The organism is Iodobacter violaceini (assembly GCF_011601265.1).
Taxonomy (GTDB): Bacteria; Pseudomonadota; Gammaproteobacteria; order Burkholderiales; family Chitinibacteraceae; genus Iodobacter; species Iodobacter violaceini.
Map to the genome: position 1 here is coordinate 191224 of NZ_JAAOLX010000007.1, position 12773 is coordinate 203996.

Annotated in this window: 17 protein-coding genes; 4 read left to right on the top strand and 13 right to left on the bottom strand. The window is 50.5% G+C overall.

Translation table 11 applies throughout. The annotated features are described in order from the left end of the window. Positions 1 to 74 precede the first annotated feature (74 nt). Positions 75 to 692, top strand: a complete 618-nt coding sequence (gene trhA / locus HA050_RS14585; RefSeq protein WP_166827590.1) for a PAQR family membrane homeostasis protein TrhA — start codon at positions 75 to 77, stop codon at positions 690 to 692. 124 nt (positions 693 to 816) lie between these two features. On the opposite strand, the gene HA050_RS14590 is transcribed toward trhA, so the two are convergent. The 4 genes from HA050_RS14590 to asd form a co-directional block, all read right to left on the bottom strand. After that, complete coding sequence (locus tag HA050_RS14590; protein WP_166827593.1) at positions 817 to 1611, bottom strand: sulfite exporter TauE/SafE family protein; 795 nt, start codon at positions 1609 to 1611, stop codon at positions 817 to 819. Continuing rightward, on the bottom strand, positions 1605 to 2063 hold the full coding sequence (locus tag HA050_RS14595) for an EVE domain-containing protein (RefSeq protein ID WP_166827596.1): 459 nt from the start codon (positions 2061 to 2063) through the stop codon (positions 1605 to 1607). Before HA050_RS14595 ends, HA050_RS14590 begins: the two co-directional genes overlap by 7 nt. Before the next feature lie 184 nt (positions 2064 to 2247). Further along, complete coding sequence (locus HA050_RS14600) at positions 2248 to 3045, bottom strand: sulfite exporter TauE/SafE family protein (protein ID WP_240929081.1); 798 nt, start codon at positions 3043 to 3045, stop codon at positions 2248 to 2250. Positions 3046 to 3594: 549 nt separating this feature from the next. Further along, entirely contained in the window at positions 3595 to 4698 is a 1104-nt protein-coding gene (asd, locus tag HA050_RS14605; protein WP_205836445.1) for an aspartate-semialdehyde dehydrogenase, read from the bottom strand. A gap of 198 nt (positions 4699 to 4896) precedes the next feature. Here asd and dtd point away from each other — a divergent pair, with 198 nt between their 5' ends. From dtd to HA050_RS14620, 3 genes are all read left to right on the top strand, one after another. Then, complete coding sequence (gene dtd, locus HA050_RS14610) at positions 4897 to 5349, top strand: D-aminoacyl-tRNA deacylase (RefSeq protein WP_166827599.1); 453 nt, start codon at positions 4897 to 4899, stop codon at positions 5347 to 5349. A gap of 271 nt (positions 5350 to 5620) precedes the next feature. Next, positions 5621 to 5914 (top strand): hypothetical protein, encoded by a 294-nt coding sequence (locus HA050_RS14615; RefSeq protein ID WP_115228741.1) that lies wholly within the window; start codon positions 5621 to 5623, stop codon positions 5912 to 5914. A gap of 51 nt (positions 5915 to 5965) precedes the next feature. Beyond that, entirely contained in the window at positions 5966 to 7318 is a 1353-nt protein-coding gene (locus HA050_RS14620; RefSeq protein ID WP_166827602.1) for an MATE family efflux transporter, read from the top strand. A 69-nt stretch (positions 7319 to 7387) separates the two neighbouring features. Here HA050_RS14620 and HA050_RS14625 read toward each other — a convergent pair whose 3' ends face one another. From HA050_RS14625 to HA050_RS14665, 9 genes are all read right to left on the bottom strand, one after another. Next, entirely contained in the window at positions 7388 to 7558 is a 171-nt protein-coding gene (locus tag HA050_RS14625; protein ID WP_166827606.1) for a hypothetical protein, read from the bottom strand. Between the two features lie 23 nt (positions 7559 to 7581). Further along, positions 7582 to 7980: a hypothetical protein gene (locus tag HA050_RS14630; RefSeq protein ID WP_166827609.1), complete on the bottom strand. Its 399-nt coding sequence runs from the start codon at positions 7978 to 7980 to the stop codon at positions 7582 to 7584. A gap of 97 nt (positions 7981 to 8077) precedes the next feature. Continuing rightward, positions 8078 to 8680 carry an alpha/beta hydrolase gene (locus HA050_RS14635; RefSeq protein ID WP_166827612.1) on the bottom strand — a complete coding sequence of 201 codons (603 nt, stop codon included), beginning with the start codon at positions 8678 to 8680 and terminating at the stop codon, positions 8078 to 8080. 103 nt (positions 8681 to 8783) lie between these two features. Then, the gene (locus HA050_RS14640) at positions 8784 to 9509 is read right to left on the bottom strand and encodes a Type 1 glutamine amidotransferase-like domain-containing protein (RefSeq protein ID WP_166827615.1); all 726 of its coding nucleotides are present in this window, start codon (positions 9507 to 9509) and stop codon (positions 8784 to 8786) included. Positions 9510 to 9557: 48 nt separating this feature from the next. After that, positions 9558 to 9863 carry a hypothetical protein gene (locus tag HA050_RS14645; RefSeq protein WP_166827618.1) on the bottom strand — a complete coding sequence of 102 codons (306 nt, stop codon included), beginning with the start codon at positions 9861 to 9863 and terminating at the stop codon, positions 9558 to 9560. A gap of 51 nt (positions 9864 to 9914) precedes the next feature. Further along, entirely contained in the window at positions 9915 to 10778 is an 864-nt protein-coding gene (locus tag HA050_RS14650; protein WP_166827621.1) for a hypothetical protein, read from the bottom strand. A 98-nt stretch (positions 10779 to 10876) separates the two neighbouring features. After that, positions 10877 to 11533, bottom strand: a complete 657-nt coding sequence (locus HA050_RS14655) for an SGNH/GDSL hydrolase family protein (protein WP_166827624.1) — start codon at positions 11531 to 11533, stop codon at positions 10877 to 10879. A gap of 114 nt (positions 11534 to 11647) precedes the next feature. After that, on the bottom strand, positions 11648 to 12088 hold the full coding sequence (gene aac(6') / locus HA050_RS14660; RefSeq protein WP_205836446.1) for an aminoglycoside 6'-N-acetyltransferase: 441 nt from the start codon (positions 12086 to 12088) through the stop codon (positions 11648 to 11650). A gap of 98 nt (positions 12089 to 12186) precedes the next feature. Beyond that, positions 12187 to 12669 (bottom strand): GNAT family N-acetyltransferase, encoded by a 483-nt coding sequence (locus tag HA050_RS14665; RefSeq protein WP_166827627.1) that lies wholly within the window; start codon positions 12667 to 12669, stop codon positions 12187 to 12189. Positions 12670 to 12773 lie beyond the last annotated feature (104 nt).

Here is a 12773-nt window from a genome sequence, read left to right on the forward strand (position 1 = left end):
CTTGGCATTTGTACCATGCACTCCGCCCCCATTGCCGTTATCCTCGGCCAGTGGCACACATCTAAAGGACAACTATGTATCAGGGAGAGCGCTTCAACAGCTGGAGCCACCTTATCGGGGCAGCACTCGCAATCAGCGGGCTGATTGTGCTGCTCACCTTTGCGGGCATGACGGGCGACCCGTGGAAAATCGTCAGCGTAGCCGTCTATGGCAGCACACTGGTGCTGCTATATGTGATTTCTACCCTTTACCATTCGCTCAAAGGCCAGGCTAAGGCAGTTTTTCAGCGGCTGGATCACTGCGCCATTTACCTGCTGATTGCAGGCAGCTACACGCCCTTTGCCCTCGTCACCCTGCGCGGCCCGCTGGGCTGGACCATCTTTGGCGTGAACTGGGCTCTGGCCATCTTTGGCATCGTGCAGGAAAACATCCTGGGTAAACGCACCCGCGCCTTATCACTGGGGATTTATGTCGTGATGGGCTGGCTGATTATCTTTGCCATCAAGCCCTTAATGGCAGCCCTCCCCGCTGCGGGCATGACCTGGCTGGCAGCGGGTGGCGTGGTTTATACACTGGGGATTGTGTTTTACGTACTCGACACCCGTATCCCGCATGGACATGGCATCTGGCATCTGTTCGTGCTGGGTGGCAGCCTCTGCCAATTTATCAGCATCTTGTTTTATGTGATTTAGAGTTTGGGGTGAAAGCCCTAAGATCTGCAGACACAGAGAAAACCACTCGAATCATCGCAGGGCGGATGCAACCCGCCTGTGTTATATCGCAAAGATCAGCGGGTTGCGCCGCCCTGCGTGGCTATTACAACAAACTCCACAGCATCTTGCCCGCCAGCAAAATCAGCAATGTTGCGAAGCATTTTTTCAGCACCGGCACAGGCAGGCGGTGCGCTGCAGCAGCCCCGAATTTAGCCATGGGGAAGCTGGCCAGCACAATACCCGCCAGTGCTGGCAGATAGACAAAGCCTAAAGCGCCCTGCGGCAAGCTGGCCGACCAGCCGCTGACCACATAGCCCAGCGCCCCGGCGAGCGCAATCGGTAAACCAATCGCGGCCGAAGTGCCTATGGCCTCTTTTACCGGCACATTGCACAACGTCATAAACGGCACGGATAAAGAGCCGCCACCTATACCTACCCAGCTGGAAACCAAGCCAATGGAAGTCCCCACCGCAGTCATGCCACCTTTGCCGGGCAAGGCTCTGGATGGCTTAGGCTTAAAATCCAAGAGCATCTGTACCGCAACCAGATAGGCAAACAACACAAAAAACCACTTTAAAGCCAAGCCGGGGACAAACGCGGCCAGCTGTGCGCCCGCAAAAGTACCGAGCAAAATCCCTGGCGTAATCCTTTTCACCACCGGCCAGCGCACAGCACCACGGGCATGGTGGGCTTTCAGACTGGCAATGCCGGTAAACACAATCGTCGCCATCGACGTGCCCAGGGCCAGATGCTGATGATGTTCAGGCGGCAAGCCCAGCAAGGCAAACACGTAGAGCAATGCCGGCACAATCACCAGCCCTCCCCCTACCCCAAGCAGGCCCGCTAAAAACCCGGCAATCAAACCAACACCGAGGTAAGCCAGAATTGCGGTCAGCATAGTTTGCCCAGAATAAAGGCCGCATCGGCATCAGAAACCGGGGTAATGGAAAGGCGCGAGCCTTTTTGCAATAGCACCATCTCGCAAAGTTCAGGAAAACTACGCAGCTGATTTAAGCTCAATAAGCGTGTTTTTTGCACGAAACGCACGTCAACCTGCAGCCAGCGTGGTTTGTCTGGCGTTGATTTAGCGTCAAAGTACTTAGATTTAGGGTCAAACTGCGTAGGATCGGGATAAGCCATGCGGCAGACGGTAGCAAGGCCAGCAATGCCCGGCTCTTTGCAGCTGGAATGATAAAAAAACACCTGATCCCCCAGCTGCATCTCATCACGCATAAAATTGCGCGCCTGATAATTGCGCACACCATACCAGCCTACAGTCTGATCAGGGCGCGCCGCCAGATCATCAATCGACACATCATCCGGCTCTGATTTCATCAACCAATAATTCATCCTTAGCCTCAATTAGTAAGCATTTCAGAGTGGTTTATTGAGCTACACCTTGAACCACAGAGTAAAACGAGGCCACAGAGCCCACAGAGAAAACCATTAAATCCAACGTTTCCTCTGTGAAACTCTGTGCCCTCTATGTTCTCTGTGGCTAAAGATTTAACACTGCTTCATGCGAAGCCAGCAATCACATCGCTTTAACCGTATCCCATACCAACTTAGAAATCAGCGTAACCGACAAAATCAAAAATAAACGACGAACCCAGACGTTACCGCCTTTTAGTGCCATTCTGCTTCCCACCTGAGCACCAGCAATATTGGCAACTCCCATTGGAATGGCATAGCCCCAGATCACCATTTTGGCAGGAATAAAAAATACTAAAGCCGCCAGATTCGTCGCCAGATTAACCACCTTGGCCGATGCCGAAGCGCGCAAAAAATCGAAGTGAAATAAACGCACAAACAGAAAAATCAGAAATGAGCCGGTGCCTGGCCCAAAAAAACCATCGTAAAAACCAATCACCAAGCCAATTAACAGCCCGATATAAAGATCACGGCGGGTCAGCTGCCGCTCGGTATCTTCTTGTCCGAAAGAAGGCTTAAGCCAGGTGTAAACCAGCATAATGGCAAGCAAACCGATCACCATTGGGCGTACCCAATGTAAGGGCAGGAAGTGCAAGGAACGCGCCCCCAGATAGGAGCCAACAAAGGCTGCGGCAGCAGCGGGCAGTAAGATATTCCAAGGCAACTTAACGCGCCGCGCATAGCGAACAGCAGCTGAAGCAGTGCCCATCATGGCGGATAACTTATTGGTCCCAAACAGCGCGGCCGGAACTTCACGCGGCAAAATGGCAAACAGCCCGGGAATCGTCACCAGTCCCCCTCCCCCGACTGCAGCGTCAATTAAGCCAGCGGTAAAAGCGAGAGGTAGCAGTAGAATCAAATCGGTAAGCATAGAAACTCGCAGATGCGGATAGCTGAGCATTATCGTGCAAGCTTCTGTTAAGTAACAGAGGCAGATTTCTTTAACATCTGCCATAACAGGCAAAAAAATAGAGCACTGAGGTGCTCAATTTTTTAGTGGTAGCAAAAAAATACGATTTACTAAATGTAGGGCGGAGCAGCTAAGTGAGAGCCAAGCAAAATACAAAAGACTTTTTAGTGCCTTCGGCACATTGCTTTAGGTGCGGGCGTCCCGCCGGACCTTCCTTTCTTGTGTGGCCAAGAAAGGAAGCGAAAGAAGGCCACCCCACGAAACACGAAGGCCCCTCTTCTGCGGACAATCGAGTCGGCGGCTGCGGGACTCACTCGCTTCACTCGCTCAAACATCCTCGCCGAAACCCCGCCCCGCTTGTTCCTCGCTTCGGCGTGTTTCAAGGGGATGTTTAAACCCTATGCGTAAAGCGTGGTTATTTCGTATTTTTGCGGTTTGCGAATGCAAAAAAATTGCTTAGCACTTATTAAGTGCAAGCAGCCATTAACTCGTAATCACAGTGGCTGCTTGCACCCGTCCTAACTTATATCACCCAAACAATTACCCCAACAAAATCCGCAACATACGGCGTAATGGCTCGGCAGCGCCCCAGAGCAGCTGATCACCAATCACAAATGCGCTGATGTATTCCGGGCCCATATTGAGCTTACGCACACGGCCTACGCCGATGTCCATTTTGCCGGTGATAGAAGCCGGGGTCAGCTCTTTCACTGTAACCGCACGATCATTTGGCACCCATTTCACCCACTGGTTGCCAGATTGAATCAGCGCTTCAATTTCACTTAGCGGCAGGTCTTTTTTCAGCTTAATCGTTAAGGCAAGGCTGTGGCAGCGCATTGCGCCGATACGCACACAGAGGCCATCAACCGGGATTGGCGCTGCATTACCAAGGATTTTGTTTACCTCTGCCTGGCCTTTCCATTCTTCCTTAGTCTGGCCGTTATCCAGCTGAGCATCAATCCATGGGATCAGACCGCCAGCCAGGGGGGCACCAAAGAATTCTACAGGCACATCGCTGCGGATTGTTTCTGCAACTTTACGATCGATCTCTAAAATCGCCGAAGCAGGAGTAGCCAATTCATCGGCAACCGAGCCGTACACCACGCCCATGCCCTTAATCAGCTCGCGCATATGATTTGCGCCGCCACCAGAAGCTGCCTGGTAAGTCATTGAGCTGACCCAATCCACCAAACCTGCTTTAAACAAGCCGCCCATACCCATCAGCATGATGGAATTGGTACAGTTGCCGCCGATATAGTTTTTAACGCCTTTAGCTAAGGATGAGCGAATCAGATCATCGTTAACCGGGTCCAGCACGATCACGGCGTTTTCTTCCATACGCAGGGTAGAAGCCGCGTCGATCCAGTAGCCATCCCAGCCTGCAGCGCGCAGTTTTGGGAAAATTTCTGAAGTGTAATCACCGCCCTGGCACGAAATAATCACGTCCATCGCCGACAGCTCTGCGATATCGTTGGCGTTTTTCAGTGTGCCCGCATCTTTACCAAAATTCGGGGCGGGCTGACCCGCTTGCGAAGTAGTAAAGAAAACCGGGTCAATCACGTCAAAATCTTTTTCTTCCTGCATGCGTTGCATGAGGACAGAACCCACCATGCCGCGCCAGCCAACCAGACCTACTTTTTTCATGGTTATATCCCTAGCGGTAAAATAAACCAGAATACTGAATATTCAGCCCCTTTACTAGGCTCTGTTTCTCATTTTTCAAAAAATGTAAATTAGGACTCTGCCGAACAAAAGCCAGCGCCAATAGGAATGTCAGCAGGCAATATTTGCGCTTAAGAAATTTCAAAGCCCATGTAATATCACTGCTTCCGGGGGAAAGTAATGCGTGTTTTAATTCAAAGAGTAAAGCAGGCCAGTGTGGCCGTGGAAGGCGAAATCTGCGGGCAAATATCTGCAGGATTATTGCTGCTGGTTGGCATTGAAAATAGCGACACTGAAGCCGATTTAAACTGGACCGCCAAAAAAATATGCAATTTGCGCATTTTTGAAGATGAAGCAGGGGTAATGAACCGCTCGGTGCTGGATTGCCATGGTGAAATACTCGCCGTTTCGCAATTCACGCTATTTGGCTCATACAACAAAGGCAACCGGCCATCCTGGGGCAGAGCTGCCAGGGGAGAAATCTCTCAGCCGCTGTTTGATGCCTTTGTGGCAAAGCTGGCAGAGCTGAGCGCCAAACCAATTCCTACAGGAATCTTTGGTGCAGATATGCAAGTTGCGCTGATTAATGACGGCCCGATCACGCTGATGTTAGATTCAAAAAATCCAGAGTAAAGCTGCTTGACAGCTAAGCCGCTCGCCGCCAAAATGAACTACACAGCGCCGAGTTGAATTTGCCAGCTTGCGGGCGCTTTATAAATGCAGCTAAAGCAGCGTAACCCGCGTTGCGGGTTTTTTTGTTTTACGCGCCTATTAATCGACAACTTGCGAGGCGCGCTCAGGTTGGCAGTACAAAACCTGGGGAAATATCGCTAAAGCGTTGGCCGCATCTGACTTCAAAAACCCTTGCGACCAGCTTCCCACTTTGTGAATTAGGAATGCTGCCATGTACGACTGCTTAGCCCCGGAATTAACCCGAGCCACCCGCGAACTCCACCCGGCACTGCGCTGGAAAACTCAAAGCTGGCTGCGCCTCAATGCCAAACGCAATACCTCGCCACTGGCACTATCCAAGGCCTTTGCAGCAGCCACCAGCTTAGGCTTTCGCACCGAGAATCTGGCCAATGGCAGCATTGTTATTTTGAATTTAAATTTACAAGATGCGCTGATGTTCAGCCGGCGATATCCCGATTTACTTGCAGAATACGAACCCATCAATCCATTTTGTTTGCGTAAATAGCAGTCTGTTGGACTCGATCTGCGGCAAGCAAGTAAAAAACTGTAGATCACTATGGCCACCACCCGACTCACCGATATCCGCGCCACCTGGCACCTTGCATGGCCCATTGCAATTGGGCAACTCGCCACCACAGGCACAGCCTTTATTGATGCCGTAATGGCAGGCCATGTTTCAGCAGGCGATCTGGCAGCGGTATCGGTTGGCTCGTCCATCTGGGTAACGATGATGGTGACGCTGATGGGCTTTTTGCTGGCGATCAGCCCGCTGGTGGCGCAAAAAATTGGCGCAAATGATCTCAAGCCCATCCCAAATCTAACCCAGCAAGCGCTGGTGCAAGCCCTCATCCTCGCCTTAATTGGCCTGATTTTAATTCGCTTTTTATTGCCGATTTTTAATCATCTGGGCCTTGAAGCCATCGTTGCACATAAAGCGGGTGAATTCTTAAAAGCCGTCAGCTGGGGCTTACCGGCTTTTGCCTGTTACCGCGTTTTATACAGCTATAGCGCAGCACTGAATCAAACCAAGCCCATGATGGTGATTTCCATCTTCTGCCTGCTGCTGAATATCCCCTGCAACTGGGTGCTGATCTATGGCCACTGGGGCTTTCCAGCCATGGGCGGCGTAGGCTGCGGCTGGGCCACGGCTTTTTGTGTATGGGCTAATTTTTTACTATTGGCAGCATGGATTCGCTACTCGCACGTCTATAAAAACACTCATCCATTTCGCGCATGGCAAAGCATTGACTGGCATGCTCAAAAGCAACTTATCAAGCTGGGCCTGCCCATTGGCATGATGTTTTTTGTAGAAGTCAGCGCGTTTAGCCTGATTGGCCTGCTAATTGCCAGCCTTGGCACTGTTACCGTAGCCGCACATCAGATCACGCTGAATTTCTCCTCGCTCACCTTTATGGTGCCGATGGCGCTGGGCACCGCACTCACCGTGCGGGTAGGCCATGCGATTGGTGCGGGGGATTATAAAGCGGCGCGTTTTATTGGCCAGAGCGGCATCCGCATGGGCCTGTGCATTGCCCTGTTAACCGGCACCACCATGATTTTTGCCTCGCGCTTTATCGCGGGCTTTTATACCAGCGATACCGTTGTGCTGATGCTGGCCAGCCAGTTGCTGGTGCTGGCAGGCTTCTTTCAGTTTTCCGACGCCACGCAAGTGGTAGTGGCAGGCGTATTGCGCGGCTACAAATCCACCCGCGGCCCCATGCTGATTCACCTCACCGCCTTTTGGGTGATCGGCATTCCGCTGGGCTATTTGCTCACCTTCGGCACCTCCACCCTGCCAGGCCACGGGGTGCAGGGCTACTGGATTGCGCTGGTCGCCGCCCTCACCTGCGCGGCACTATCGCTGATGGCGCTGTTTCGCAGGATAAGTTTGAAGCAGCTGGCGAGCTAAGCCTGGCTTGCGTTTAACAGCCTTGCATGCCCTGAAAAATAAGAATGACGACATGCATAGATCAAACCCTTAATCAAAATAGCGATGGAACATCGCCCGATGTTTAAAACCCCACCAGGCAGCAACAGACAGCTCCGGCGAATCGCCATAGCCATCTATAAAAACTGGACCATCTGGCAAAGAAACCCCCAGAGCATTTAACTTCGACATTACTTGCACTAAAGGTGGAAATGCTTCCATAGTTTTGTCCTGACTTTTTTATGTCATGTACGCTCTTGAATGACTGGAGGCAACAACGAAAGAACAGATACGCACTCCAGGTATCCACCAATCAAAAATTCGTAAGGTTGGTTTTCCTGATGCTGAGTGTAAAAGTCATCTCGAGTACTCTCAAGCTCCAGCCAGCCACCAGCATTTACTTTGAAAAGCCAGGTCGACGCAAGTGTTTGGCTGGCTGCGTTGACCCATACCGAAGCAAGATCAAGCTCATCAAGCATCCTTAACCCTTCAACTGACTGAAACTCGACAACAAAGCTACGACCTGTACGTTTTGAGGCCACTACAATCTGAGTGGCCTCAGTATCGCTCCAGAACAAACTTGTAACCTTTATCGTTTCATCGGCAAATGGAACAGCAATTGGTGTTAGATGTGCAGGATTCATGAAGGCCCTAAAAGCCCTGAAGGGCGAATTAGCCGCATGCATAACCCGCCATTCAAAACCTCAAAAGAATACAATTAATCAGTGGATAACTTCCATTTCAGCGCCAGGCAATACCAACAGATGCAAGTGCAGTAACTAGTTTCGGGTGAGTAAGGGCCGATTCGGAGATGAAATGCCCCTCCCCCTGCATTACAGCGCTATCAGCTTCGCCACCGCTTGCCCGCACAGCCTGCAAAAAAGCCTCTGCATCCAGCCAGGGATCGTCTTCCCCCGAAATAACAAGAAACCTTGTAGCCGCCTGGCTGGCAACAATCGGTACGGATGCGCCTGGAGCAATCGCAATATGAATGCCCGCCTGTGAACCAAGCTGAGCAAGCAATTGGCAAACCCCATCCGCACCAAGGCTGTAGCCAAGCAATGCGCTTGCCTCGTATTGTTTGCCAAGCCCGGCCATAAGATGAGCAAGGCGCTCAGCAGACCAGGCCCGCCCGGCCTCCAGCTGAGGGCAAATCACATCCGCGTTAACAGTAAGACGGCCTTCTTTAAGTGCAGCAGGAAGACCATACCTGGAGACCAAAGAAAGGTCATCCCCACGCTCCCCTATTCCATGCAGCCATACAATACAGCGCGCCGGCTTTGCGCCAGGCTTCTGAGGAAAGATTAAGAGCCTGAAGTCTTCGGGGGGCAGAACGGCGTACATTTAAGTCATACCCTTTTCAAGTAAAAGTAAGCCATAAGTAGTACAAGCACACAGGTGATTATGCTGGTTTCAGATCTGAATTGACCGCCGATAAATCGCCCAATCAACCATGGTTTATTTCAGGTTTCTCTTGCATCAAAAAACGAGGAACAATCCCGCCCGCTTCGCTGCTCTCGCACATCACCGTGCTTTGCATCGAATCGGCCGAATGTACGGCTTCGCTAAATTGCTCATTCTCAAATAGCACACAGACATTTTCACCCGCGCCCACGGCCATGCCAGTTACACTGGCCAGCAGCGGCTGACGCCAAGCTTCGCTATCCAGATGAGGGCAAAACGTAGCGGCTAACAGCCCCAGGCCACCGCGTATTCCACCACCCGGCACGCTATCCGTAATGTACTGCTCAAACCAACAATTCGCCCCCGCGCTGATCCCCGCCAATACCGTGCCCGCCGCGTAGGCTTGGCGTAGCGCTGCATCTAAGCCAAACTCGCGCCACACCGCCAACATGGCAACCGTATTGCCGCCCCCCACATAAATCAAATCTGCTTCCAGCACTTCCTGTGCATAATCACGCCGCATATCAAACGGAAAGAATGACAGGCTGGACGGCTGGCAACCCAATGATGAAAACGCCTTGTAAAACATTAATTGCGCCCGTTCGGCATCACCGGATGCCGTGCCTAAAAACAAAACGCGCGGAGCAGATTTGCGGCACAGAGAGATCAAATAAGATTCTTGCAAGAGGCGTGCATCATCCAATAAAAACCCACCACCACCGATGGCAACAATTCGGCGCGTAACAAGCGCTGGCTGTAAATTCGTCATTCAAATCCTTTTAATATTTTCTTAAAACCGAATGATTAAATACAAATATCAGGCTTTTTCAAACGCATCAGTATGCGTGCCTTGATGGAAAATCATTTTCCATTCGCCACCCGCTAAACGCCATAAAGAGCTGCGCAGGAAATAGCTGGCATCATCCGTTGCAGGCAATAATGTAATTAACCGAAAGGTAACTTGCAAAACGGAGGGAGCCAATTCAACAACAGTAAAGTTTTGCGGATAAAAAATCGGTGCTGGCCCGAATGGCAGGCGCTCAATGTCGATAACTTCCTGGAGAAATCTGATGCCGCCATAACACTTCCCACAATTGAGCCCTGATACCAGCAAAAGCATCATGTGCTTTAGAACGTGATGCGCAGCCAATAAAATTTATTTAATAATGAAAGATCAGGCATCAATAAAGACTGAAACTTCATTTACGCCAGCAAGACTCGCAACAGCAAAAAAAGATTTCAGCTCAATCGTTCTGTCATCATCTCCGGGCTGAGGCAAGTTTGCAGAATCATTTGCGATGCTAAAATCATCATCCAAAAAGCCAAGAAAGTACGCAACAAGCTTGGCATGTTGTGCTTGCAAGCTACCTACACAAAAAGCCATATGCAATATTTGACTGGAAGTAATTCGAGTCTTTTTGGAGAAGAAACTTCCCCATTTACGCTCCTCTGGCTTACTGGACTCATATAAATCCTGCCGATTGCGCACTGTATCAATAGCCAATCCATCAAAATTAAAATCCGCAATGGCTTGTTTTAAAAGAAAGCCACGGGGTGAATTTAAATCAGATGGAAGGCGCGACAATAACCAACGCTCAGCTTGCGCTGAAATAGGATAATGAATCGCCCCACCACACCCAAAATCAACAGAACGAATATTTGCAGGGCAACCTGAGCAATGATGAGCAAGCTGCTCCAACGGTGCGGCCTCTAGAAGTAAATCAGCAATTCGCATTTCCGTTTCTTCGGGGCCATCTGGCCCCAATACCACCATCTTAAAACTCCAATCAGACTCTGGTTTACTCTTATTATCAGTCTGGGGATTGTTTCTCATTATCTCCAATACGCTCAAAGCCCGATTTCGGGCCTTTTCCATTCTAAGCAAATCAGCATCAGAAACAGCTTCACGAACTTTACAAGGGAAACAGCCATAATAATCAATTCCCATATAATTCCTTTGAATACTTATAAAGATAAACAGATACCAAGCCTGATTTAATTTTTGGCCCGGAACAATAATGAGCAAACGATCTGCCAATTCATCACTATGCAGAAAGAAAACAGGAACAAGCCCGCAAGAATCTTACCCCCTGATTGCAAAGTAAAGATTTATGAATACAGTTTTGCAGCCATTCCTCAAGGCAACAACAGCCCACAGCTGGGCGCAGCCTCATCAAACACACCCAGTGCGCGAAATAGCGTGTGGGCCAGCAGGATGTGGCCGTGGGCATTGGGGTGGAATTCATCCGCCATATAGGCGGGCAGCTTTGCCTCGAGTTCATCCCACACCGCGGCGTGGTCGATCAGCGGCACGGCCAGCTCTGCAGCCAGGCTGCGCATGGCCGCATTGTATTGGGGCAGCGTCAGCGCCCGCTCCGGGGCCTGCCCCGGCAAGACCGGGGTAACCGTCTGCAAAATCACTTCCCCGCCCCAGCCCCGCACCGCGGAAATCATCGAGGCCAAATTGGCGCAAAACTCCTCCACCGGCACATATTGCCCATCGGCCAGCCTGCTGTTGCAATCATTCATTCCCGCCATCAGCAGCAGCACATCCGGCTGAAAACGCGCCACGCGCTGGGGGAAATGCTGCAGCATCTGCCGCGTGTTATGCCCGGAGCAGGCGGTATTAAGCACCACATCATCCGCCCGCCCCAGCTCAAAACGCAGCCGCTCGGTAAAGTGCTCACTAAAACAACGCGCCCCCGCTGTATGCAATACACCATGGGTAATGCTGTCGCCGTAGAACAGCCAGGTACGGGGGGAGGAGGATTGCAGCAGGCTGGGTAAAATCATGGCGATTTCCGTAAGTGCATCAGTTTTTTAGTAAATGTGCAGCGGCGGCTGCTTTGATATCAGCGATCCGGCGGGGATTGATATTTATGCAGGGCGTTTTAACAGAAGCAAGCATCACAGCGCTTTTTTGAAAAACACCACCCGCTCAGTTTCATTAAAACCGAGTGATTGATGCATGGCATGGCTCTGGGTGTTGTCTATTGCCGCATCAGAGGCAAATTCCTTGCAGCCATGCTCTTTGGCCCATTGCTCGGCGGCGGCAACCAGCTTGCCCGCGATGCCCCGCCGTCTTGCGATGGGCTCAACATAAATGCCTTCAAGAAAAGCCACCGGCGAGGACTCCGTGCCATTTACATAATCACCCCGCACGGCCAGCTCAATAAACCCAAGCGCCTTGCCTGATTGATCGTATTCCACAAATTGGGCAAAACGCTGCGGCGAAGCTAAAAACAACGCCATTTCTGCCAAGTGCTCAGCGCTTGAGCTATCAGGCCAAAGCGCTGCCCGAAGATCAAGCCAGCCCGGCTGATTAAGAGATTTACAGGGAGTGATCATTTCAATACCTGATGCAGTGTGCTGATAAGCGTTTAATCCTAGCCCTATTAGTTCATTGCAAGGATAGTGATTGCCCAATAAGTCAGTTTAAACTGATATCAGGCATTTTTTTGGTAACGCACGATGTGCATTCCATCCTTAATAAAATCAATTTTCCCGGTTTTCTTGTAGCCTAATTTTTCATATAAATAGCAGTTTCCGGCTTCTTCCAGAATAGTATCAAGCTGCCATCCATTTCTTGGCTTGTATTTGCTTTCGATAATTTCAAATACCTTCTGTGAAATGCCCTTATTTCTGTATTCTGGCAAAATAAAAACCGGAGAAATACGGCATATCTCTTCCTTAATATTCTTTTGTATTCTGATTGCACCTGCAAGGACAGTGCCAAAATAGATAAGGAAGTATGTAGAATTAGCCTGAGTCATTCTGGCTATAAATCTTTCTATAGGTTCTGCGCCAGGGCTCAATTCAAAATCTTGATACCGATCCAAAAGATCCTTAAATGATACCAATTGCATTTGATGAATTATTTGAGCATCGGCAAGTGTTGCTTCAACTATGTGAACCGTATTTTCATCCATTATGTTTCTACTCCCTCGCACAAAGGGGCGGTCTGGCAAATGCACAAGCAGCACGTAGGCTGGGCAAGCTTTATCTGCCCAACGAGTTGCGGTACGTAATTAGA